The organism is Balneolaceae bacterium, assembly GCA_034521495.1.
Classification (GTDB): Bacteria; Bacteroidota; Rhodothermia; order Balneolales; family Balneolaceae; genus Rhodohalobacter.
The window spans coordinates 687241-710407 of the sequence record JAXHMK010000010.1; the positions used below are offsets into that span (position 1 = coordinate 687241).

The window sequence follows — 23167 nt, forward strand, 5'->3', positions numbered from 1 at the left end:
AGAGTTAAACCGAATAAGTAGTTTATAAGCCGGTACAAAATTTATGAGACCCTGTTCGTGGTTGACGGATCGTTTTCTGTTTTGTGATCTTTCTTGAGGATTGCATATAACACAATGGCATACCCGGCAACAATAATTACAGGTGATATGTAAAGAGACACAACCCCCTGCACTTCGTTTTCAATTCTCATTGCAGTAAATCCGATTACCAGAAAAAGTAATCCTAAACCCATCAGTTTGTAGTTTATTGGAGTAAAAAGAAGCGGTTTTTGATTGTCTTTTTTTCTTTTTTTTGCAGACATGTATGCTTATTAAACGGTTCTGTTTTGTAGGTTCGATTGATTAAGTTATCTAATTATATTCAACTGAAAAAAAAGTTCTGAACGAAGTATACAAAATATGAAAGTTATTTTGGCATCTGCCAGTCCCCGGCGGGCAAATCTTCTATCTCAAATAGGTATCCATTTTGAGATCGATCCCTCTTCGATAAATGAAACATTCTCAGAAGATCTACCTCCCTTCCAAGTAGTTCAGGAACTTGCCCGACAGAAAGCTGAGGATGTTGCCAAAAGGCATCCAGAAAAATTTCTTATTGCCGCTGATACCATTGTTTGCCTTGATGATGAAATCCTTGGAAAACCAACCGATGGAACCCAGGCAGCAAAATTTCTGCAGCGGCTGAGCGGGAGAAATCATGATGTATTCAGCGGCGTTTATGCCGGACTTACTAACGCATCGGGCGAATTCAGTTCTGTAATCTCTTTTTTTGAAAGAACAAAAGTAACGTTTGCTTCGTTAACCGAATTAGAAATTAAACAATATATCAACTATGAAAAACCCTTTGACAAGGCCGGTTCATATGGTATTCAGGATGATCTCGGTTCTCTGTTTGTAAAAAAAATTGATGGCGATTACTATAATGTTGTCGGATTTCCACTGCATCGATTCTATGATACACTAAAAAAAGAGATGCCTGATATTTACAATCAACTGTTCTTCCAAACTTCATGAATACCAAAGCACTTTATCTGCTATTTATATTTTTCCTGTTGATACCTCTCTCTGTGATAGGACAGACAGACGACTATCAAACAGCTAACCGTCTTATACAACAGCAGCAGTACGAGGAAGCTCTGCCCATTATCCAATCTCTTTATGAACAGAATCCGCGTTCATTTGTCTACTTCGACCGTTACACACGCTGTTTAATTAACTTAAAACAATTTGATAAAGCAGAAGAGATTGCACGAAGCCAGGTACGGGAAAGCCGTTTTAGGTTACAGGCGTCTACGAAGTTGGCGGAAATTTTACATCTGAAAGGTGAGCGGGAACAAGCTTTAGAGACGTGGAATCAAATTATTGAACGGAATACCGGAAATCAGCAAGCATATTACGCCACCGGGAATTCAATGACCAGCCGGCAGGAATATGATGCAGCAATTGAGATGTACAAACAAGCCCGCGAGGAACTCAATGACAACTCTCTTTTTTTGAATGAACTGGCAAATACCTATCTGCAGGCGGGAAGATTTGAAGAATCTGTAGAAGAGTATTTTCGGTTGATTGTGCAATCACCTGACCAGATGAGTATTGTACAGCAGCGCTTTTTGAGAATGAGAGATGATAACCTCTATGAGATCGCTGCATTTGAACTGGAAGATCAGCTCCTGCAACTGGATACAAATCATCAATCCTATTCTCCTCTATACCAACTACTGATATGGCTTCTACTTGAAACCGATGAACATCAGCGAGCTTTTGTATTTGCTCGCCGGTATGAAAATAATACCGAGTATACTATCTACTCTTTGTTTTCACTTGGCAATCAGTTGTTATCAGCTCGAAACTATGACCTTGCTACACAGGCATATGAATATTACACCGACTCTTCAGAATCTTCTGTACAGTTCAGGGCGATGGAAAATTTGGCAGCAGCTTATCACGAATGGGGACAATATCTAAAGCAAAATAACATCCAAACATCTGCCCGGCAGGACGAAAAATTTGTAAAATCGTATGAGATCAATCAACAACTTCTGGAAGCTGCACCTAACTACCAAAACGCTTCAGAAATCTATTCGAATCTGATTGACCTCTCTGTAGATTTTTATAAAGATGTTGAAAAAGCGGAAAGATGGTACAATCAGATGCAGCGGAGAATTGCCGCCGGTGAAAATCCTTACTTGTACTATGCTGAAGGAAGAATTGCCCTGTTCAATAAAGATTTTGTAACCACAAGACAAGCGTTAACACGAGCTGATAAACAATCGGATGAATCTGAACTATCCGAAAAAACACGATATTATCTGAGCCTGTCTGATTTCTTCGCCGGAGATTTTGAATTTGCTGAAATCCAATTGAAAACCCTTGAACGACGAAATACTTCTTACTACGCAAACGATGCGATCAAATTGAGAATGTGGATTAAAAATGGCTTACGGGCTGATTCAACCGGAAGTTTGCTCGAAACTATTGGAAATTCACTTTACTCTATTCACACCGGCAATTATAATAATGCCATTCAAAAACTTGAACCCATACTTGCTCAAGCAAACCATTCATTTTCAGATGACCTGATTCTGGAACTATCAGCCGAGCTTCCAGATCAATATAATCGGTTGAAACTTCAACTGATAAGTCGCGCGATCCAGTCTCAGCCATACAGCCCTTTAAAAGAACGGCTTTTGTGGGACCAAGCAACACTTGTTGAATACTATATGAATAATATTGACCTTCCTCCTCCACCACCGACTAACACAGAAACATATTCGTTCCTTAACTCTGACTTTAACTTTGAGTTTACACAACAAAATCTTGTTGATCTCTATGAAGAGCTTCTTATTGAATTCCCTAATGGATTCTATGCGCCATTTGTAAGGGAAAAACTGGATAATTTAGAAACAACGTCCACCTGAATCATGATCTGTAAACGTTTTTTGAAATTTCTTTTAATCACTTTTGTGAGCCTCAGCGTGGCTGATCTAAGCAATGCTCAACGAGTTCTAATCCCAATGGATGGCTCGCAGACCAATCACCTGAAAGCGTATGGTGTAATATTCAATCATATCGATGCAGGTGAATCCGGAATGTGGTTACTGAACTTTCGCGGCGGCAGTTTTTTAACAACGCAATCAAATGATATTGTTCGAAAAAGCCGTCTGAAAAATGTACATGTAGAAACCATTTCAGAGTCTGAAGCAGCTTCCATTATATCGGATGTGGAGCAACCGAATGTTAATATGGCGGCCATTAACCTTGAGAAATCACCAAAAATAGCTGTATACACTCCACCAGATGCCCTGCCGTGGGATGATGCGGTAACTCTGGCTCTTGATTACGCAGAAATTCCCTACGATAAGGTTTATGATACTGAAGTGTTAAGCGGTGCCCTGGAAGAATATGACTGGCTGCATCTTCATCACGAAGATTTTACGGGCCAACATGGAAAATTTTGGGCAATCTATCGTTCCCAACCGTGGTATATTGCAAGTGTACGCGAGCAGGAAAAGTTAGCACGGGAGTTAGGTTTTGGAAAAGTAAGCCAGTTAAAGTTAGAGGTCGTTCATCAAATCCGGGATTTTGTAATGCAAGGCGGTTTTATGTTTGCGATGTGTTCTGCAACAGATACTTTTGATATGGCACTGGCCAGCGAAAATCTTGATCCACTTCCCACCCCGATGGATGGTGATCCTATTGATCCGAATGTGAATGAAAAACTTAATTTCGAAAACACTTTTGCATTCGAAAATTTTGAGATGATTACCGATCCTTACGTTTATGAACATTCTGATATTGATATTGAAGTGGACTTAAACAGAATCAGTGAAAGCCTTGACTACTTTACTCTGTTTGATTTTTCAGCCAAATGGGATCCCGTACCCACCATGCTTACACAAAATCATGTTAGCAGTCTTCGCGGGTTTTATGGACAGGCTACTGCATTCCAGAAAGACAAAGTTAAGAGCAGTGTGGTAATCTTAGCTGAATCGCCCGGACGAAACCAGGTAAAATACATTCATGGGAATATTGGGCGAGGCACGTTTACATTTTACGCCGGTCATGATCCTGAAGATTACACACACCGAGTTGGTGATCCTCCCACCGATCTCAGCCTCCATACAAACAGTCCCGGTTATCGCCTGATTTTAAACAATATTCTATTCCCGGCTGCAGAGAAAAAGAAAAAACAAACGTAGTTTTGTGATCAGTTGACAGTAGGCAGTAGGCAGTAGGCAGTAGGCAAGATGAATCACTCGATTTTAATTTTCTCGGTATATGTATATTAGGTTCAAAAAAATCAATGAATCTGGTATCTATTTCAGATTTTAAATTTTTACATTCAAATCGACTTAAAACAGAAATTGTCAACTGTTTACTGCTAACTGACCACTGAAATGAAGCCATCCGATAAGTTTGAAGATTTTGTTGAACTGGTATCCATCCTGCGCAAAGAGTGTCCCTGGGATCGAAAACAGACCCATCATTCCATAAAAGACAATCTGATTGAAGAAGCATACGAAGCCGTTGAAACGATTGACGAAGAGAACTATGATGAACTCTCAAAAGAGCTCGGTGATCTTCTTCTCCATGTGGTTTTTCACAGCAAGATGGCCTCAGAAACAGATTCATTTACAATTGATGATGTAATCTACAGAATATCAGAAAAGCTAATCCGGCGACATCCCCATGTATTTGATGATGTTGAAGTAGATGATGATAAAGATGTGGCTTCAAACTGGGAGTCTATCAAACTGAAAGAAGGAAAAGAATCAGTGTTAGATGGTGTACCTAAGCATCTGCCTGGACTGATACGAGCCCAGCGGATGCAGGAGAAAGCCGGAAATGTTGGATTCGACTGGGCGGAGTGGCAACTTGCATGGAAAAAACTGGATGAAGAGCTTGATGAATGGCGCCACGCCGTTGACAATCAATCGAAAAAAGATCAGCGTGAAGAGTTTGGAGATCTTCTTTTTAGCCTCGTAAATGTTGGACGGCTCCTGGATTTGAATGCAGAAGATTCACTACGAATGGCAAATAAAAAGTTTAACGACCGATTTAGATATATCGAAAAAAAACTTAGCGAACAGGGAAAGTCTATCACAGACTCAAACCTCGAAGAGATGGATAAATATTGGGAAGAGTCTAAAACTAAACTATAATTTATTCTGTTTGTTAAATAAGTTTACAGACGCGTTAATACTTCTATTATCGTGTGCTCTTTTGTATTTTGTTTGGATAAAGTAACAAACCTGCAAAAGCAGAATTTATTTAATTCTCTCTTTTTTTCTGGATAGAGCTGGAAAAGCTTGTTTCAAAAAAATGAATAACAAAGATATCAAAACTAAAAAAGACTATAGATAATATAATGGCGGAGCAAAACTTAGATAATATTGACCTGGAACAATACCCTCATATAAATAAAGGACTTGCAGGTATTGTTGCCTTCTCAACAACAAAAAGTTTTATTGACGGGCAGTCGGGCGACCTTATTTATGCCGGGTATCATATTGATACACTTGCAGAAAATGCCACCTTTGAGGAAGTCTGTTTCCTGCTTTGGAATGATCGACTTCCTAATCAAGAAGAGTTAGACGAGTTGCACAAAAATTTTCGAAGTGAAAGAGAGTTGCCTGAGCCGGTACTGGATTATATTAAAAACACAAGAAAAGATGCCGAACCGATGGCAGTTCTCAGAACGGCGGTTTCCATGCTTGCGGATTTCCAGGAAGATTCCAACGATACTGAACATGCAATAGCGGTGACCGCTCAAATTCCAACAATTATTGCCGCTTTTGATCGCGTTCGGAATGGGAAAGATATTGTACCGCCTCTTGATGAGGGAAGTACAGCTTTTAACTTTCTCTATATGCTGAATGGAGAAAAACCGGGGCAGGCCGCTGAGAAAACAATGAATCTCTGTTTAGTGCTTCATGCTGAACACGGGATGAACGCTTCCACCTTTACCTGCCGAACGATCTGCGCTACAGAATCGGATATGTTCTCTGCCGTGACCGGTGCTATTGGAGCACTAAAAGGCCCTCTGCACGGAGGAGCCAACACTGCCGTTATGAACATGCTGCTCGACCTGAAAGAAACCAAAGGTAAAGACGCTGATCCTGTTGCTTTCACGAAAGAGAAACTCAACAAGAAAGAGAAGATCATGGGCTTTGGCCACAGGGTGTACAAAACCTTTGACCCGCGTGCTGTTCACCTTCGAAAAATGTCGAAAGAACTTTCTGAAGAAACCGGACACGAGTATCTCTACGAGTGGTCTGAAGCGATGGTAAAAACGATGAAAGAAGACAAAAATATTGACCCGAATGTAGATTTCTTCTCAGCCTCCGTGTACTACTCCATTGGAATTCAGCCGGATCTTTACACCTGTATATTTACGATGAGCCGAATTTCCGGTTGGACAGCTCACTTCTTTGAGCAAAAAGCCAACAACCGATTGATTCGGCCAAGAGCTCTTTATGTAGGTGAGAAAAATTTGGATTGGGTACCGGTTGAAGAGAGGTAAAAAGTCGTAATTCTAAAAAAGCCCTGTTTGATCGAATCATTCAGGGCTTTTTTATTTTTTAGACGTAAGAGGATTCTCGCCTTTCATTTAAAATGGAATCTCCCACTGTTACCTTTTTTTAAAAAGAGGATTACAGGAGCTCCTCAACAGGCGTGTAGCTCATATCAAACGCTTCTGCAACGTCTTCGTACACAACTTTTCCATCTACTATATTCAGACCTTTTCGAAGTTCAGAATCATCGCTCAGCGCTTGTTTCCAGCCTTTATTCGCGATCTGTACAGCATACGGCAGCGTAACATTTGTCAGCCCCATTGTTGATGTATATGGAACTGCACCCGGCATATTTGCCACACAGTAATGAACAACATCATCGATAATATAGATCGGATCATCATGAGTTGTGGGTTTGGATGTTTCAAAGCAGCCACCCTGGTCAATGGCCACATCCACCATAACTGTTCCGGGTCTCATCAGTCCAAGCATATCTTTTCGAATCAAATATGGAGCTTTTGCGCCCGGAATAAGAACGGCACCAATAATCAAATCGGTATTTCCAAGTAGATTTCGAATATTTCCTTCTGTAGAGAAGAGTGTTCGGACGTTTTTGGGCATCACATCATCCAGGTACCGAAGTTTTTGAACGTTGATATCCAAAATGGTTGTATTGGCTCCCATGCCCGCTGCAATTTTTGCCGCGTTTACTCCTACAATTCCGCCACCAAGAACAATTACATTAGCCGCCTGTACACCTGGAATTCCCCCCATCAGAATCCCTCTTCCTCCACTTGATTTTTCAAGATACTTGCCACCTTCCTGCGCTGCCATTCGTCCGGCCACCTCACTCATAGGAATCAAAAGAGGAAGTGAGCCATCTTCCTTCTCTACTGTTTCGTACGCAATAGCAACCACTCCGGAATCCTTTACAGCTTCGGTCAATTCCCGGCTCGCGGCAAAATGAAAATAGGTAAAGATGATCTGTCCCTCTCTCATCCTGGGATATTCAACAGCAATCGGTTCTTTCACTTTCATAATCATCTCCGACTGTTCCCAGACTTCTTCAACATCACCTACTATTTCTGCTCCTCTCTCTTTGTACATCGCGTTAGTAAATCCGCTGCCAAGCCCTGCATCTTTTTCAATCAAAACTTTGTGGCCTTGCCTCTTCAATTGAAGAACACCCGCCGGTTGAATTGACACCCTGTTTTCTTGTGATTTGATCTCTTTTGGAACTCCAATAACCATATTTATTACCTTGATTTGATGATAATTTTATACATAAAAGGTAGCAAAGTTTAGGCTAAAAAATTAGAACTCAGTTTTATATTTCCTTGGTTCGAGGACGGATTAAACCCGGCTATTCGCAACCTGTCTCCGGAATACCGTTACTTTGAAATCTATTTTTTATTATTCAGAGCTTTTATTTTTGCAACTCCCTTATCAGTCAAAGTCATATGGCCGTATAGAAAAGGTCCCCCGATGGTGGTAAGTTCAATCAGTTTTTGGTCGTTCATATATTCAAAGTAATAGCGAATCTCTTTCCTCCCGAATCCCAGGTTTTTATTGAGCTCTTCAACCGATATGGTATATCCAGGTTCAAAATCACTGATCTCCGCGGCTTCTCTGAGTATATCTTCACACTTTTTATTGAATCCTTTGCCTATTAACATGAAGAAAAATTATAAACCAGATTTGAGTTTCTTTACGTTATAACAATCATCAATTTAGCTTATGGAAAGGTTACCTAACTATTAAGCTATTGTTAAGAATCCGGACATTTAATCTGATATTTCATCTCTTTATTTTGAGTTCAACTAAAGAAGATGGTATTATCTGAACCTATTGAACTATTATGATTTCAAAAGAAATATTATCGAAAATCCGCAAGCTCGAAATTCACACCAAAGGATTGGTGAATAATATATTCAGCGGCGAATACCAATCGGCTTTTAAGGGGCGAGGAATGGAATTTTCGGAAGTTCGTAAATATACATTTGGTGATGATGTACGCCAGATCGACTGGAATGTAACCGCCCGAAGTTCGGAACCCTATATTAAAGTGTTTGAGGAGGAGCGAGAGCAAACCCTGATGCTCTGTGTGGATATCTCACCCAGTGGATTTTTTGGCAGCCATTCTCAAACTAAAATGGAATTAGCCATTGAAATCTGTGCGGTATTGGCGTTCAGTGCCATCAAAAATGGCGATAAAGTTGGTTTGGTTCTTTTTACGGATCAAATAGAAAAAGTGGTTCCGCCCAAAAAGGGGCGTACTCATGTTCTTCGGCTGATTCGTGAATTGTATACAACCGAACCTGAAGGAACCTCAACGAACATTGCCGAGGCTCTTTCATATGTTAACAGGTTACTCAATCGCCGGGCAATCCTGGTACTGGCTTCCGATTTCCAGGATCAAAACTTCGAGAAACAGCACAGAATTACCACTCAAAAACACGATCTTGTGAACCTGGTAATTAATGATAAGCTTGAAGAAGATCTTCCGGATATTGGTATTGTTCCATTCAGAGATGCAGAAACGGGTAAAGAATCGCTCGTGGATACCTCCAGCAAAAAAGTACGTGAAGCATACAGAGAGAGAGTTCGGGAGAGAAAAAAATCGCTTCAGGAATACTTCCTTAAAAACAAGATGGATTCCATCGATGTGTACACAAACAGATCTTACATCAAGCCGCTTATCAACTTTTTCCAGCGACGAATCAGCAGATTTTAATTTATCATCGCCAGATCATCCGATTCTGAAACGGAATCGAGCATATTGTCTAAACGCTTTGCTTTCATTTTAAACTCCTCCATGTAGACATCCTGAAGTCCTTCAGACGGTGGAAAATCATACGTTACAGAATTTACAGGAGATCCGTGTTTATAGAGCCTGTAGCAGAGATGAGGACCTGTTGCCAAACCAGTTTGCCCCACATATCCAATCACTTGCCCTTGCCTGACCGATGAACCAGCACGTATTCCTCTCGCAAACCGGCTCATATGTAAATAGGCCGTTTTGTAAACACTATTGTGTTTAATTTGAACAATATTTCCGTTCCCGCCCCTTCGCTGAGCTTCCGTTACAACACCATCACCTGCAGCTAAAATTGGAGTGCCTGAGGGAGCAGCGTAGTCCGTTCCATAATGAGGCCGGTTGCGTTTAAGAATAGGATGATAACGATTTCTTGAAAAGCTTGAACTGATTCTCGGATTATATTCAAAAGGCACACGCATCATTTCACGGCGCATGCTGTTCCCCTCCGGATCATAATATCCGCTGTCTTCTCCGTAATTATAATAATAGGCCCGCAGCTCCTTTCCCCGGTGGATAAATTCTGCTGCACGAACTTTTCCTATCCCGATATATTCACCGTTCACATAACGATCTTCATACACGGCCTTAAACTGATCTCCCATTTGAAGTGCGTAGAAATCAACCGTCCAGGCATAAATATTCGCCAGTTCTACTACCAATCGTTGCGAAACCTCTTGTTCCATCAAAGAGCTGGCCAATGAACTTTGAATGGTTCCGCTTACTGTTCGAACCACTGTTTCTACAGGAATAGAGCCATTTTCAATTGTAACACCATCCTTCCAATTAAAGGTTGTATACTCTGTGGCCGATTGATGCCATACAAATGCAAATACTCCCGAATCATCTCTGTATAATCGATATTTCTGACCGGGAATCATTCGGTTGAGCCTGACAATACCTTTCGCCTCCTGCTGAATTTCGTGAATTTTCTCCGGTGATACTCCCTGTCTGTTTAAAATGATATAGAGAGACTCATTTCGGTTGATTTTATCATCCAAAATTTCAAGATCAGCGGTTTTTACACCATATTCATCAACTTCCGGTGCAGGAGGTATCTCACTGAGATTTTGAATTGTTACGGATTCTTTTTCAGGAAAGTATATTGTATTACTGCTCCATTTTATGATCAAGAAGATTGATACACAAAAAAGAAAAATGAGAGCAAAAAGTTTTTTCGACATACAACAATTTATTTTTGGAGGGCCTGGCTGCAAATGGTTCTTTTAAAAATAAGGTAAATCGGTTTTTATTCATAATTCAATCGCCCAAATAGATGGATTAACATAGCTGTCCAAGACATTTTAAAGAATGAGAAGAAATCTGTCTTTTTTATCTCTGAGAGAAGGTATTTATAAGATAACAAAACCAAACCCCTGAATTGAGGTTTTCTAACACCTAATCATATTGATCAGCATTGTATCTGTTTGGCGATCTGTAGATAAAAATCGAATCACTGTAAAACCGGTGTGTCACCCTCACCCCTTCGCCCCTCTCCCGCGGGAGTGGGGTTGGGGAAGAGGGCGAAACGATGAATGGTCTTGAACCGAGCGTTTTTTCGCGCTAAATAAGTACTACGCATTCGCTGATCAGGGAGAAACGTTTTGGACAGACGTGATGGATTAAATAAACTGTTTCCACTTTCGTTCATGCATTCGTTATCTTATGCACTTATAATTTTTTAAGTATAAACTGAATCTCAATAATCTACGTGAAACCGGCAAGTTTTACTGTTCTGCTAATCTCTTTCCTGTGCTATTCTGTTTCCGCTGTGGCTCAACAAGTTCACACCTATGTGGGCAGTGATTCTCTGCAGGTTGGCGATGAGTTCACCTACACCATTGTTTTTGAGGGAAATTACAACACTATTCAGTTTCCCGGCGATGAAGATTTTGAAGAAGATCTGTCCGTTAATTCCATTCAGAGATATCAATCTCCGGCAGGAAGAGACAGTATTGTTTACAACCTTCAGTTTTTTGCAATTGAAAATTTAACGATCAGCGAGAAAGAGATCGCCGTGCAGACGGAGGAGAAGGATACCACTTACACCACAGCGCCTGTCCCCCTTTTCTTCAAAACTTCACTGGCCGCTGAAGACGATGAATTCCGGCCCATGAAACCGATTTTTGATTTTGCCAGGAATTGGTGGCCCTGGATTCTTGGGGTGATTGCCCTGCTGATAGCCGGCTATTATTTCTACCGGTTTTATACCAATCGCGAAATTCCTGAAGAAATTGAAACCGAAGAACCTGCACCTCCTCCTCCGTTTTCGAGCCCTCTTGATGAACTCAAAGAGACTATTTCTAATCTTCCAAACGTTGATAGCCTGGAAACAGAAGAACAATTTGAGCAGTTTTATATTGATCTTGGAGATGCAATCCGTCTTTATATAAAGCGAGTGTACGAGTTCCAGGCCCTGGAAATGACAACATCGGAAATCACTCTTACTCTACAGGAAGAACTTGCTCCTCCAAAACTTATTTCCATCACCCGAAAAGTGTTGAATGAAGCAGACATTGTAAAATTTGCCAACTTCAATCCCGGAACTAAGGGTGCCAGATCTGCCCTGGAGACTGCAGAAACATTTATTGAGACGGCCGAAGTTGTAAACTATGAGCAGATCAAATACATGAAATACAAGTACGAAGTAGAGCATGGAATTCGAAAAGATAATATTATACAAACAACCGATCAGCCGACATGACCTGGGCAAATCCTGAATTTTTTTGGCTGTTGATTTTAATCCCGATCTACATTGGGTATAAGGTTTGGTTTGTACTTACAAAAAATGATCCGTCTCTCACCTTTTCATCGACCAATTTTTTAAAAGATCTTCCGGGAAACTATCGCGCTTATCTTTTGTGGTTAACGCCAATTCTTTACATCGCAGCATATTCCCTGTTTGTGGTGGCTTTGGCTCGTCCGCAGTTAGAAAACTCTACCGTTGAGAGAAATGCCGAGGGTATTGATATCATAATGAGTATCGATATTTCATCGTCTATGCTTGCTGAGGATATTTCTCCAAACCGTTTATCAGCGGCAAAATCTGTTGCATCTGATTTTATCAAGGAGCGAATTTCAGACAGAATTGGCATTAATGTTTTTGCCCGGGAAAGTTTTACGGTAGTTCCGCCAACTCTCGATCATGACCTGGTTAATAATATGCTTGAAACCATTGACGTAGGAACTGTTCGGGACGGTACAGCTATAGGCATGGGCATTGCCACGTCAATCAACAGGCTGAGGGACAGTGAGGCTGAAAGTAAGGTCATCATCCTGCTGACGGATGGTATGAACAACGCCGGGGAGATCGATCCGATTACAGCCGGGGAGATGGCAGCCACGTTTGGAATAAGAATTTATACGCTCGGTATCGGAACAAGGGGAACAGCCCCCTACCCTGTTGATGACCCGGTTTTTGGCCGGCGATATCAAAATGTGGAGGTAAATATTGATGAAGAGATGCTTACCCAAGTGGCCAATCAAACCGGCGGACAGTATTACAGGGCAACAGATCTGCAAGAACTAATTGCAATCTACGATGAAATTGACAGACTCGAACAATCAGAAATTGAAGAGATTATATATATCGACCGTGAAGATCTGTACCCCTGGTATCTTGGATCCGGACTCCTGCTTTTATTAGTAGGTTTTTTAAATGAACGATTCTATACACGGTCTCCATTATTCTACTCCTGAGTTCTAAGAATTGTAAAAAGAAATGATTAAACAGGTAACATCCGCAATTCAGCAAAATATGGGGATAAACTCCTCAAAAATAGCTGAACGATTACAACAGAAAAGTATCCTTGAATGGAAGGGGTTTACCGGGTCTTCAGCAAATTTCCTTCTTTCCGATCTTCAAACAGAAGAAAATACAGTTCTGTATATTGCAAAAGATTTTGAAAAAGCCGCATCCGTTGCGTCCGATTTTGAAGAGATGGGAGTCTCGAATATCTACCTGTTTCCACCCACCAGAAATAAGCCTTACGATGAGGAAAAAGTGGTGGATATGTCGATTATGGTTCAGCGTTCAGAAGTACTGGAAATGCTGAATGAAAAACCTTCATTAACGATCATTGCATCGGTCGATGCGATTACGGAGAAACTTGTTCCCGCAAATCAGTTTTACGAGTCGTCCATTCATCTTCAGAAAGGCGATGAATATCCGCCAAACGAACTTTCCGAAAAGCTTGCGGATCAGGGGTATCGAGCGACCCGGTTTGTGGATGCTCCCGGTGAATATGCAATCCGCGGGGGTATATTTGATGTATTTCCGTTTTCGGGTGAATATCCCGTTCGGCTTGAGTTTTTTGGTGATGAGATCGACTCACTTCGAGAGTTTGATCCCGATTCCCAGCGTTCGATCTCTTTCCTGAATGAAACCCGGCTGGTTCCAAATGCATCTTCTTCTGAAACTGGTGAGAAAGACAGCCTGATGTCGTATCTGCCGGTAAATACATTTATTGCAGCAGAAGATTCTGACCTGATTCGTGAAGAGATCCAGGAACATTTTGAGAAGGCAACTGAAATTTATGAGAGCATTGATCAAGAAACGCATTCAAAGCCATCATCTGAATATCTGACGGTTGATGAATGGGATCATACTGTCCAGAATTTTGGCATGATTCTGCTTGGATCATTTAATAAAAATATTCAGGCCGACGAAACGATCACGTTAAATGCGTCACCTCACCCTTCATTCAATGGAAGTTTCAAGCTGCTTCGGGAGTTTATAGCCGGGCAAACACAAAAACAAGTTCATACATACATTCTCACTGATCATGATAATCAGAAAGACCGGTTTGAAAATATTTTAGGTGAACCGGGAGATGATTTTCAATACAGTGTACTTATTCAGAATCTCCAGGAAGGGTTTCTGCTTCCTGAGAATAAACTTGCCATTCTCACTGATCACCAGATTTTTAATCGGTATCACCGGCCTCGAATCAAACGAAAACGAGTACGCGGCGGTATCTCTTTTAAGGAGCTAAAAGACCTGAATATTGGCGATTATGTTGTCCACGTTGATTACGGTATCGGTAAATTTGCGGGATTCAAAAAGATTAAAGTTCGCGGTGCCGTACAGGAAGCTGCCGTTCTGAGATACAAGGAAGATTCTATTCTTTATGTAAATGTTTCCAGCCTGCACAAGCTTCAGAAATATTCCGGTAAGGAAGGCAAAGTTCCCCGCATCACAAAACTTGGTTCTGGCGAATGGGCCCGCAAAAAGGCCAGTACGAAGAAGAAAGTAAAAGATATTGCGAAAGATCTGATTGAACTCTATGCCAAAAGAAAGGCACAAGATGCTTTTGAATTTTCTGCTGATAACGCCTGGCAAACCGAGATGGAGGCGCGTTTTGAATTCGAGGAAACACCCGATCAGATGGACGCTATCAATGCTGTAAAAAATGATATGGAATCTTCACAGCCGATGGATCGCCTGATCTGCGGCGACGTTGGATTTGGCAAAACAGAGGTTGCCATCCGCGCCGCTTTTAAAGCGGTAATGGATCAGAAACAGGTAGCCGTACTGGTTCCCACAACTATTTTGGCCGATCAGCACTTCAAAACATTCAGCAAACGAATGGAGGAGTTTCCGGTTAACGTAGAAGTCATATCGAGATTCAGAACCAGGGCCGAACAGAAGCAGATTATCAAAGATCTGAAAGAGGGTAAAACGGATATCCTGATCGGAACACATCGAATTGTATCGAAAGATGTGAAATTTAAGAATCTCGGGTTGATGGTGATTGACGAAGAGCAGCGGTTTGGTGTATCAGTAAAAGAAAAGTTAAAAGAGTTCAGGGCTACGGTTGATGTGCTGACTCTTACAGCTACACCAATCCCAAGAACACTGCAGTTCTCCCTGATGGGGGCACGGGACCTGAGTATCATTAATACTCCTCCCCAAAACCGGCAGCCTGTATACACCGAAATTCACAGTTTTGATGAGTCTTTGATTCGCGATGCCATTGGGCAGGAAGTTTCCCGTGGCGGCCAGATCTTTTTTATTCATAACCGAGTGAAAAATATCGAAGAAGTAGCCGGGATGATTCGTGAACTTGTACCCGATATTCGCGTTCGATTTGCTCATGGGCAGATGTCAGGAAAAAAGCTCGAAAAGATTATACAAGACTTTTATCTCAACAAATTCGATGTACTCGTTTCCACCAATATTGTTGAAAATGGAATTGATATTTCTAATGCAAATACCATGATTATCAACAATGCAAATAATTTTGGACTGTCTGAACTACACCAGTTAAGAGGACGTGTGGGGCGGTCTAACCGAAAAGCATATTGCTATTTAATTACACCTCCTGTGAATACTCTCTCGCCGGAAGCTCGAAAACGCCTGACCGCACTCGAGGAATTTTCAGATTTGGGATCGGGCTTTAACATTGCCATGAGAGATCTCGATATTCGCGGCGCAGGTGATATTTTGGGGGCTGAGCAAAGTGGCTATATCTCGGATATTGGTTTTGAACTCTACACTAAAATCCTGGATGATGCAGTTCGCGAACTGAAAGAAACAGAATACAGTGCACTCTTCAAGAACGAAGAAAAACAAGTAGATTACCCTGATACTAAAGTGGAATTCGACCTTTCTGCCTATCTCAAAAACTCTTATGTGCAAGACAGTGTCGAGCGGCTGAACCTCTACCGGAAGCTCTCTGAGGTTGAAAATCTTGAACAGATTGATGAGTGGAAAGATGAACTGGAGGATCGGTTTGGTGAGGTGCCCGACAGCGGTTTAAACCTGATGAAAGCTGCAAAAATTAAGTTACTTGCATCACGGTTATTTTTCAAAAAAGTAACTGTTCGGTCGGACAGAATGTGGCTGCTCTGTCCTAAAAACAAAAGTAATCTCGGGGAACATTTTTACGATGAGGGACATTTCCAAAACACAATGAAAAAAATCCAAAGTCTTGAGTCCTACCCGTACCAGGTTGTTCAAAAGAATGATGCAGTTACATTTGTCATATCAAATATTGCTGATGTTGATGAGGCGATTGAATATCTGAAAACGCTTCGAAACACAAAAGTTGCTGAAACGGAACCGGCATGAACGTGACTCTCAAAAAAGCTGCGGAATTAATCAATAAAGGAGAGACCGTTGCAATCCCTACCGAAACTGTCTACGGGCTGGCTGCCGATGCGTTTAATGTAAACGCCATAAAAAAAATATTTGACCAAAAAGAGCGCCCTGCTGACAATCCCTTAATTGTTCACATCTCTGAGTTGGAACAGTTGAAAAATCTCGTTATTGAAATTCCGGATGACCTGCAGAAACTGGCCGATCATTTTTGGCCGGGACCCATAAGCATGGTTCTGAAAAAGAAAAACAGCGTTCCCGATATCGTTACCGGCGGCTTAGATACAGTAGCTGTGCGTATGCCGGATCATTCATTGACACTCTCTCTCATCAAACAAACCGGCCCGTTAACGGCTCCGAGTGCTAATAAATCAGGCAGACCCAGTCCAACAAACCCCAAACATATCGTTGAGGATTTTGGGCCGGACCTGCCTATTCTTGATGGTGGCTCATCCAAACTGGGGCTGGAATCCACTGTACTTGATTTAAGCAGTGATTCAATAACGATTTTGCGTCCCGGATTTATCGATGCAAAAATGATTGAAAAGGTGCTTGGAAAAAAAGTAAATATGTTAGATGCGACTGATAAAACTTCAGGTAAGAAAAGTCCCGGTACCCGATTCACGCATTATAAACCCAGGGCATCGGTGCGTTGGTTAGATCATCCCATTTCAGAAATCAATAATTCAGAGAGTTATATTCTTCTCCATTCTAACGAGATTGAATCATCCAATCTTAATAATATTTACTCGTACAATAAGGATTATTCATCCCTTGCCCGAGATCTATATGATCATTTTCGAACGGCCGATCATCTTGGTTGTAAAACGATCTTTATTGAACCGTTTGAAGAAGATAAAATTCACCATATAATCCCCGCTCTCAAAGACAGGATTGAACGGGCTGTAAGCTCCTGAACATCTGCTGAAGTTAATTTTACCATGTCCAGCGATACAAAACCGGACTTTTCTGTACCCAGTGTTGCTCATCCGGATATGCAATTCTCATATTGACTATCGGCCAGTACTTCTTGTCATAAATTCTTTCCGGTTTAATATATTCTGATATTCCCCTGGATTCTTGAACACCTTCAGTAGATTTCATCAGCAATCGTCCGCCAAATCGTTGATAGAAAGGACCACTGTCCAGTGTTTCATCTAATTGAACATAGAGTTCAGAACCCTTCGATTGAGCCTGAATGACACGTGCAGTCCTGAGTCCAAAAATGGATAAACCGTGATTCGACATCCGAACATCATTACATCGTACGATCTCCCCTCTTTTATCAATCAGCCATGCCTTTTTCTCCCATTTATCTTTTTTATTCATCAAATAATAGACAAAGGTTGAGTTTTCCAGATGATAACGCCCCCAATACCACTCCTTAAAACTCTCTTTCATTGGCTCAAAACCTACATTATGATCATGATATCCGAGCCCCTTAAACTCGATATCTTCTTTATAATAACCGGAAAGATGAATATCTCCTTTTACATAGCTTGATGGCATCACAAGATTCCACTCATGATTTTCGCTATGCTTCTCGGATGAAGGGTAGAATGGTTGAGACTCCTGATCGGCACTAAAAATCAAATTTGCCTTGATTGAATCACCATTTGAAAGAGTTTGATTTAGATGAATATAATATTCAAGCCGAGTCTGATTCTTACTACTTTCAAACTGATTTTTTCCAACATTCCCTTTCGGCAGTTCACTGGAAAATTTCGCTGCTTGAAAATTTGTCTCTGTGAATGAATAGTAGATTGGCTTATCATCTTTATAAACTGAGATACTTATTGCCGGATATTGTTCAGCTACTACTGAAGAATCATTTTCCTGAGCGAGTATATATCTTCGCGAAAATGGATTGCCTTCATAAAATATGATTACAAATTTATACCCGTCTGATGATTGGGCATCAAAATACCACCATTCATAACTACCAGGTACCTTTTTTTCTGTTTTCGTATCCTTTGAGTAATTCGATATTATATTCATAGCAAAAAAAGAATGGTAAATGTACCGGTTTCGTTCTGTACCGTATATGATATTTTAACTACTATACCATGGCATTACAAATAATAACCTGGCTTCTCTTTTTCGCTTTATTTTATCTGCTTGTTACTTCATTGATTTTTATTCGAAATCGGTTTGAACTGACGCCACTCTCAGCATCTCCAGCATCCGGCGATAAATCTAAGGTTTCTGTCTGTATTCCCGCCAGAAATGAAGAGGAAACCGTTGGGAACTTACTCTCATCTCTCGAAAATCAAACATGGTTAAATTATGATGTACATGTTTTGGATGATCAATCCACAGACCGGACGTTCGAAATTGCTGACTCTTATCAAAAAAAGTATCCTGATAGATTTTTCGTCCGCCGCGGTAAAGAGAAACCCGATGATTGGCTGGGTAAACCCTGGGCTTGTCATCAGTTGGCAAAAAAGTCAGACGGAGAGCTTCTTGTATTCCTCGATGCCGACACTGAGGTAGAACCACATTTCCTGGAACATACAGTGTATTCAATGAATCACTACAGATTGGATATGCTCACAGTGTGGCCCCGTCAAAAACTGGTTACATTTTGGGAACAGACCGTAATACCAGTCATATTTTATACACTGTTTACCCTTCTTCCCTCTATTTATGTATACCGAAACCCGCGCTGGATGCCAAAAAAGCTTAGAAAAAAAATGGCACCTAAATTTGCAGCCGCTTGCGGACAATGTCTTGCCTTCAGGCGTAATATTTATGAAAAAATAGGCGGTCATAAATCTGTAAAAACAGAAGTCGTTGAAGATGTTGAACTCGCAAAAATCATCAAGAAGAATGGGTACACCTTACGTATGTTCAACGGTATCGGCTCCATCGCCTGCCGGATGTACCACAACGGAAAGGAAATTTTTGAAGGACTGAGAAAAAACTTTCTATTGGGATTCAATAACAACATTCCCTTATTCATTGCATCAGGTCTTCTGCATTTGATAGTTTTTGTACTCCCCTTTGTTACATTTTTCATATCGTTCTTTATTTTCGATCCGGCTGTTTTTTTCCTCTCTGTAGCATGTATCTCTGTTATTCTTTTAGAAAGATTAACCCTTTCACTTTGGTATCAAATAAATCCATTATTTGCATTTACACACCCATTGGCTGTTTTTTGGTTTCAAGTGTTGGCAATTGTAAAAATCAGGGATTATTATAGTGGCAGAACAACTTCCTGGAAAGGACGAGAGGTATAAAATCAATCTTATCAAAGTTGTTTATTTTTATTAATTAAGGTTGCATATTAAAGTAGATGGAGGAGCTGATCAGGAAATATCTTAAGTATTTGAAAATAGAACGCAATTCTTCCAATCACACCATCACCTCGTACCAAAATGATCTCAATCAGCTCCTTGATTTTGCATCCCGTGACCTAAGCAAAGAAGCTGATAAACTGGATATATCGGAGATTGACAGGTTGATCATCAGGCTTTGGCTGGGAGAGCTTACGGAAAAAGGGATGGCCAGAAATACCATTGCAAGAAAGGTAGCTGCCGTTCGTTCTTTTTTTAAATACTGCTATAAAAGAGGCTATATTTCAAAAAATCCTGCGCACTTATTGATCATCCCAAAAAAAGAACAGCGGTTGCCTACAACCATCCAGGCCAGCGAAATTAATGAAATGATGGAACTTGCCAATGAGAAAGATCCAGCCACAATCCAGGAACGAGCCATTCTGGAACTCTTTTATTCAACCGGGATACGATTAAGTGAACTTACGAATTTGAATGTGAAGGATATACAAGTGCATCAAAAACAATTAACCGTTTTTGGCAAGGGGAGCAAACAGCGTATTGTACCTCTTGGGAAAAAAGCATTAGATGCTATTGAAAATCATTTGGAACAAAGAGGACTACTTTTTACTTCTGATACTACAAACGAAGACAAGAAAGCACTTTTCTTGTCTGTTGGCGGCAAAAGAATATATCCGCGAATGGTTCAGAGAATCATCAAAAAATATTTATTAAAAGTTAGTGAAGTGACTCAAAAAAGTCCGCATACGCTTCGCCACAGTTTTGCAACTCATATGCTGGATGCCGGAGCAAACATACGTTTAATTAAAGAGTTTCTTGGGCATGCAAATCTTGCATCAACCCAAATATATACACATACAAGTGTAGAACGATTACAAAAAATCTACAGTCAAGCCCATCCAAGGGCAGAAAACAAATCCTAAAGGAGGTAACTATGAAAACTACATTCACAGCAAGACACTTTCAGAGCAGTCCGGATTTAAAGGAATTTTGCTTGAGCGCAGTAGAAAAACTCGATCAGTTTTTCGATAAAATAATTATGTGCGATATTATCCTGAAACCCGGCCATGATGATGACAATCCCTCAATTGCTGAATTGAATGTAAAAGTACCCGGAACACTTATTAATTTATCTGAAGAAGCACCCAGCTACGAACAAGCGATGGGTGCCGCCGTGGATAATGCAGTAAGACAATTAAGAAAATACAAAACCAAACATTACGAACATCAATAAGATATTGATCTTTGAATGACCGCACGCTCAGGTAGCTACTATAGAAGTGGCACTTGACGTGCGGTTTTTAATTATTAAATAATGACTTTGAACCGGAAATAGAGCCAATGTCTTTATACAACCAGGAAGCCATACCCATTCGTGAAGATATCCAGGTATCCTACCTGGTAGAGAAACTAAGAGAACGAATTCAGATTGATATAGAAGCCTGTGCTGGTGACTCTTATTCCGAAAAAAAATTAGTAAAAGAGGCTGATTTACATCGTCCGGGCTTGGCTCTTGCCGGTTATACAGATCTTTTTACCTACCAACGAATCCAGATTATTGGAAATACTGAATGTAATTTCCTTAGAAATTTAACCGATACTGAACGATCCAAATCGTTCAATAAATTAATTTCATTCGACCTGCCTGTCATTTTCATTACAAGTGGAAATGAACTTAATAAAGAACTTCTTAAAATGGCGGAAGACAAAAAAATACCTGTTTACAGTACAGAGTTGGAAACCACCAAATTTATGTACTTGCTCCGTGATTTCCTGGAAGACTATTTTGCTGTTCAAACCATGCTACACGGTACCATGGTGGATGTTTACGGAATTGGAATCCTGATTAGTGGAAAATCCGGTTTAGGGAAAAGTGAAGTGGCATTGGATCTGGTTGAACGTGGCCATCGCCTGGTTTCGGATGATGTTGTAATGCTTACCAAAAAAAGAAATGTATTGCTTGCTTCCGCCACCGAAATGAATAAGCATTTTATGGAAATTCGCGGGCTGGGCATTATTGATGTTATGAGCATGTTTGGAATACGCTCTATTCGGTACCAGAAGCGGCTTGAAGTGATTTTAGAACTTTCCCTGTGGGAAGATACAGAAAACCTGAACCGAACAGGGCTTGATCATGATACGGTTGAAATATTAGGAACGGAAATTCCACTCATCCATCTACCAATTACTCCGGGAAAAAATATAACCGTTATAGCCGAAGTAATTGCTATGAACTATCTTCTAAAACATTACGGTTATGATGCAGCAGAAGAATTTCAGAAAAAAATAAAAAAACACATAGCTGATAAAAACAACAGGCACGATATGCCAAGACGTGCTGTTGAATATTTTGAAGGCGATTTTGAGTAGTATATTGGATAATACTCATTTTTATTTTACGGCCTAAAAGGCTAACTTTTAAAATCTAACTGGATCTCTTTGTTTTTATTTTTTCTATGGCCAAAAAAAATCACTACTACTACGACTCGGAACGCTGCGAGTTTGTACCTATAGAATACAACCTGAAAAAAAAGCTCATTCACTCTATCTCTTTTTGGCTAATTAATGGGATTGTTTTAGCCACATTTGGTATTGCATTACTTACCTATTTTGTGGGCACTCCGGCCGAAATTATGCTGAAAGATGAAAATCGAGCTCTTGTTGAGCAGTTAGAGAGAGCTGAATCTTCCATCACAGAGATTGAACAACAACTCAAGACAATTTCGGAACTCGATAATGAAATGTACCGAACAATTTTAGGACTCGATCCTATAACTGAGGATCTCAGAATGGCGGGTACCGGTGGTTCTGATTCATATTCCGAATTTGACTATTACAGCGAAGATACGTCCGAGATATTGAGAAGTACGGCATCCAAATTAGACCGTTTGGAGCGAAGACTGGGGATACAAAAAGTATCTTTCACCGAGGTAAAAAATTATTACAATACAAACCAAAAGCGTTTAAAAAGCATACCAGCTATCCGTCCGGTAAACGGAATTATTCTAAGTGGTTACGGAATGAGAATTCACCCGGTTCTGCGCTATAAACGGATGCACGAAGGTATTGATTTTCGGGCAGATGTTGCCACAGAAGTATATGCAACCGGTGATGGAGTGATTAAATTTGCGGACCGAAAAGGAACATTTGGAAACCTTATTGAGATTGATCACGGATTTGGCTTTGTCACCCGTTATGCTCATTTATCTAATTTTGTTAAAAACTTGCGGGCTGGTCAAAAAATAAAACGAGGAGATCTAATTGGGTATACAGGAAATTCGGGTCTGACTGAAGGGCCTCATCTTCATTATGAAGTGCTTGTTAATGATCGTCCGATTGATCCCCTAAACTATCTGATAGCTGATGTAACTCCGGAAGAATATTTACTCTTTAAACGTAATAAACCCACATCAGTAGACGAGCCTCTCTCTTACATTAACTAAGA

The 23167-nt window shown here is 40.6% G+C and carries 20 protein-coding genes; 15 read left to right on the plus strand and 5 right to left on the minus strand.

The window, feature by feature from the left end; translation table 11 throughout:
- Positions 1 to 41: 41 nt before the first annotated feature.
- Positions 42 to 302: a hypothetical protein gene (locus U5K72_11860; GenBank protein MDZ7719502.1), complete on the minus strand. Its 261-nt coding sequence runs from the start codon at positions 300 to 302 to the stop codon at positions 42 to 44.
- 97 nt (positions 303 to 399) lie between these two features.
- Here U5K72_11860 and U5K72_11865 point away from each other — a divergent pair, with 97 nt between their 5' ends.
- The 5 genes from U5K72_11865 (at position 400) to U5K72_11885 (ending at position 6520) form a co-directional block, all read left to right on the plus strand.
- Positions 400 to 1011, plus strand: a complete 612-nt coding sequence (locus tag U5K72_11865) for a Maf family protein (GenBank protein ID MDZ7719503.1) — start codon at positions 400 to 402, stop codon at positions 1009 to 1011.
- Complete coding sequence (locus U5K72_11870) at positions 1008 to 2915, plus strand: tetratricopeptide repeat protein (GenBank protein MDZ7719504.1); 1908 nt, start codon at positions 1008 to 1010, stop codon at positions 2913 to 2915. The genes U5K72_11865 and U5K72_11870 overlap by 4 nt, the downstream gene beginning before the upstream one ends.
- A gap of 3 nt (positions 2916 to 2918) precedes the next feature.
- Positions 2919 to 4196 carry an asparagine synthetase B gene (locus tag U5K72_11875; protein MDZ7719505.1) on the plus strand — a complete coding sequence of 426 codons (1278 nt, stop codon included), beginning with the start codon at positions 2919 to 2921 and terminating at the stop codon, positions 4194 to 4196.
- 198 nt (positions 4197 to 4394) lie between these two features.
- Positions 4395 to 5159, plus strand: a complete 765-nt coding sequence (mazG, locus tag U5K72_11880) for a nucleoside triphosphate pyrophosphohydrolase (protein ID MDZ7719506.1) — start codon at positions 4395 to 4397, stop codon at positions 5157 to 5159.
- A gap of 206 nt (positions 5160 to 5365) precedes the next feature.
- Positions 5366 to 6520, plus strand: coding sequence for a citrate/2-methylcitrate synthase (locus U5K72_11885; GenBank protein ID MDZ7719507.1), 1155 nt, complete (start codon positions 5366 to 5368; stop codon positions 6518 to 6520).
- A 130-nt stretch (positions 6521 to 6650) separates the two neighbouring features.
- Here the strand turns inward: U5K72_11885 and ald are convergent, their stop codons facing one another.
- Both ald and U5K72_11895 read right to left on the minus strand, forming a co-directional pair.
- On the minus strand, positions 6651 to 7763 hold the full coding sequence (gene ald, locus U5K72_11890) for an alanine dehydrogenase (GenBank protein MDZ7719508.1): 1113 nt from the start codon (positions 7761 to 7763) through the stop codon (positions 6651 to 6653).
- 152 nt (positions 7764 to 7915) lie between these two features.
- Positions 7916 to 8188 (minus strand): hypothetical protein, encoded by a 273-nt coding sequence (locus tag U5K72_11895; protein MDZ7719509.1) that lies wholly within the window; start codon positions 8186 to 8188, stop codon positions 7916 to 7918.
- A gap of 182 nt (positions 8189 to 8370) precedes the next feature.
- Here U5K72_11895 and U5K72_11900 point away from each other — a divergent pair, with 182 nt between their 5' ends.
- Positions 8371 to 9246: a DUF58 domain-containing protein gene (locus U5K72_11900; protein MDZ7719510.1), complete on the plus strand. Its 876-nt coding sequence runs from the start codon at positions 8371 to 8373 to the stop codon at positions 9244 to 9246.
- On the opposite strand, the gene U5K72_11905 is transcribed toward U5K72_11900, so the two are convergent.
- A complete protein-coding gene (locus U5K72_11905; protein MDZ7719511.1) occupies positions 9243 to 10511 on the minus strand; it encodes a peptidoglycan DD-metalloendopeptidase family protein in 1269 nt (422 codons plus the stop codon). The two genes, U5K72_11900 and U5K72_11905, sit on opposite strands and share 4 nt — an antisense overlap.
- A gap of 587 nt (positions 10512 to 11098) precedes the next feature.
- Here U5K72_11905 and U5K72_11910 point away from each other — a divergent pair.
- Genes U5K72_11910 through U5K72_11925 form a run of 4 tightly spaced genes read left to right on the plus strand, consistent with a single transcriptional unit; the run spans position 11099 to position 17343 of the window.
- Entirely contained in the window at positions 11099 to 12031 is a 933-nt protein-coding gene (locus U5K72_11910) for a hypothetical protein (protein MDZ7719512.1), read from the plus strand.
- Entirely contained in the window at positions 12028 to 13026 is a 999-nt protein-coding gene (locus U5K72_11915) for a VWA domain-containing protein (GenBank protein ID MDZ7719513.1), read from the plus strand. Before U5K72_11910 ends, U5K72_11915 begins: the two co-directional genes overlap by 4 nt.
- Positions 13027 to 13048: 22 nt before the next feature.
- Complete coding sequence (mfd, locus tag U5K72_11920; GenBank protein MDZ7719514.1) at positions 13049 to 16399, plus strand: transcription-repair coupling factor; 3351 nt, start codon at positions 13049 to 13051, stop codon at positions 16397 to 16399.
- 2 nt (positions 16400 to 16401) lie between these two features.
- Positions 16402 to 17343: an L-threonylcarbamoyladenylate synthase gene (locus tag U5K72_11925; GenBank protein ID MDZ7719515.1), complete on the plus strand. Its 942-nt coding sequence runs from the start codon at positions 16402 to 16404 to the stop codon at positions 17341 to 17343.
- A gap of 19 nt (positions 17344 to 17362) precedes the next feature.
- On the opposite strand, the gene U5K72_11930 is transcribed toward U5K72_11925, so the two are convergent.
- Positions 17363 to 18424 carry a hypothetical protein gene (locus U5K72_11930; protein ID MDZ7719516.1) on the minus strand — a complete coding sequence of 354 codons (1062 nt, stop codon included), beginning with the start codon at positions 18422 to 18424 and terminating at the stop codon, positions 17363 to 17365.
- Between the two features lie 68 nt (positions 18425 to 18492).
- Between U5K72_11930 and U5K72_11935 the strand changes: the two genes are divergently transcribed.
- The 5 genes from U5K72_11935 to U5K72_11955 all read left to right on the plus strand — a co-directional run bounded on the left by U5K72_11935 (position 18493) and on the right by U5K72_11955 (position 23165).
- Complete coding sequence (locus U5K72_11935) at positions 18493 to 19665, plus strand: glycosyltransferase family 2 protein (GenBank protein MDZ7719517.1); 1173 nt, start codon at positions 18493 to 18495, stop codon at positions 19663 to 19665.
- Between the two features lie 56 nt (positions 19666 to 19721).
- Positions 19722 to 20645, plus strand: coding sequence for a tyrosine recombinase XerC (locus U5K72_11940; protein MDZ7719518.1), 924 nt, complete (start codon positions 19722 to 19724; stop codon positions 20643 to 20645).
- Between the two features lie 11 nt (positions 20646 to 20656).
- The gene (raiA, locus tag U5K72_11945; protein ID MDZ7719519.1) at positions 20657 to 20956 is read left to right on the plus strand and encodes a ribosome-associated translation inhibitor RaiA; all 300 of its coding nucleotides are present in this window, start codon (positions 20657 to 20659) and stop codon (positions 20954 to 20956) included.
- A gap of 107 nt (positions 20957 to 21063) precedes the next feature.
- Entirely contained in the window at positions 21064 to 22092 is a 1029-nt protein-coding gene (hprK, locus tag U5K72_11950; protein ID MDZ7719520.1) for an HPr(Ser) kinase/phosphatase, read from the plus strand.
- 86 nt (positions 22093 to 22178) lie between these two features.
- Entirely contained in the window at positions 22179 to 23165 is a 987-nt protein-coding gene (locus U5K72_11955) for a M23 family metallopeptidase (GenBank protein ID MDZ7719521.1), read from the plus strand.
- The last annotated feature ends 2 nt before the right edge of the window (positions 23166 to 23167 follow it).

What these genes read in the sequence shown, in the direction of transcription:
- U5K72_11915 (MDZ7719513.1), top strand. Translation starts at nt 12,028, where the DNA reads ATGACCTGGGCAAATCCTGAATTTTTTTGGCTGTTGATTTTAATCCCG.
- hprK (MDZ7719520.1), top strand. Translation starts at nt 21,064, where the DNA reads ATGTCTTTATACAACCAGGAAGCCATACCCATTCGTGAAGATATCCAG.
- mazG (MDZ7719506.1), top strand. Translation starts at nt 4,395, where the DNA reads ATGAAGCCATCCGATAAGTTTGAAGATTTTGTTGAACTGGTATCCATC.
- U5K72_11905 (MDZ7719511.1), bottom strand. Translation starts at nt 10,511, where the DNA reads ATGTCGAAAAAACTTTTTGCTCTCATTTTTCTTTTTTGTGTATCAATC.
- U5K72_11870 (MDZ7719504.1), top strand. Translation starts at nt 1,008, where the DNA reads ATGAATACCAAAGCACTTTATCTGCTATTTATATTTTTCCTGTTGATA.
- U5K72_11900 (MDZ7719510.1), top strand. Translation starts at nt 8,371, where the DNA reads ATGATTTCAAAAGAAATATTATCGAAAATCCGCAAGCTCGAAATTCAC.
- U5K72_11930 (MDZ7719516.1), bottom strand. Translation starts at nt 18,424, where the DNA reads ATGAATATAATATCGAATTACTCAAAGGATACGAAAACAGAAAAAAAG.
- mfd (MDZ7719514.1), top strand. Translation starts at nt 13,049, where the DNA reads ATGATTAAACAGGTAACATCCGCAATTCAGCAAAATATGGGGATAAAC.
- U5K72_11860 (MDZ7719502.1), bottom strand. Translation starts at nt 302, where the DNA reads ATGTCTGCAAAAAAAAGAAAAAAAGACAATCAAAAACCGCTTCTTTTT.
- U5K72_11940 (MDZ7719518.1), top strand. Translation starts at nt 19,722, where the DNA reads ATGGAGGAGCTGATCAGGAAATATCTTAAGTATTTGAAAATAGAACGC.
- raiA (MDZ7719519.1), top strand. Translation starts at nt 20,657, where the DNA reads ATGAAAACTACATTCACAGCAAGACACTTTCAGAGCAGTCCGGATTTA.
- U5K72_11935 (MDZ7719517.1), top strand. Translation starts at nt 18,493, where the DNA reads ATGGCATTACAAATAATAACCTGGCTTCTCTTTTTCGCTTTATTTTAT.
- U5K72_11895 (MDZ7719509.1), bottom strand. Translation starts at nt 8,188, where the DNA reads ATGTTAATAGGCAAAGGATTCAATAAAAAGTGTGAAGATATACTCAGA.
- U5K72_11955 (MDZ7719521.1), top strand. Translation starts at nt 22,179, where the DNA reads ATGGCCAAAAAAAATCACTACTACTACGACTCGGAACGCTGCGAGTTT.
- U5K72_11865 (MDZ7719503.1), top strand. Translation starts at nt 400, where the DNA reads ATGAAAGTTATTTTGGCATCTGCCAGTCCCCGGCGGGCAAATCTTCTA.
- ald (MDZ7719508.1), bottom strand. Translation starts at nt 7,763, where the DNA reads ATGGTTATTGGAGTTCCAAAAGAGATCAAATCACAAGAAAACAGGGTG.
- U5K72_11885 (MDZ7719507.1), top strand. Translation starts at nt 5,366, where the DNA reads ATGGCGGAGCAAAACTTAGATAATATTGACCTGGAACAATACCCTCAT.
- U5K72_11875 (MDZ7719505.1), top strand. Translation starts at nt 2,919, where the DNA reads ATGATCTGTAAACGTTTTTTGAAATTTCTTTTAATCACTTTTGTGAGC.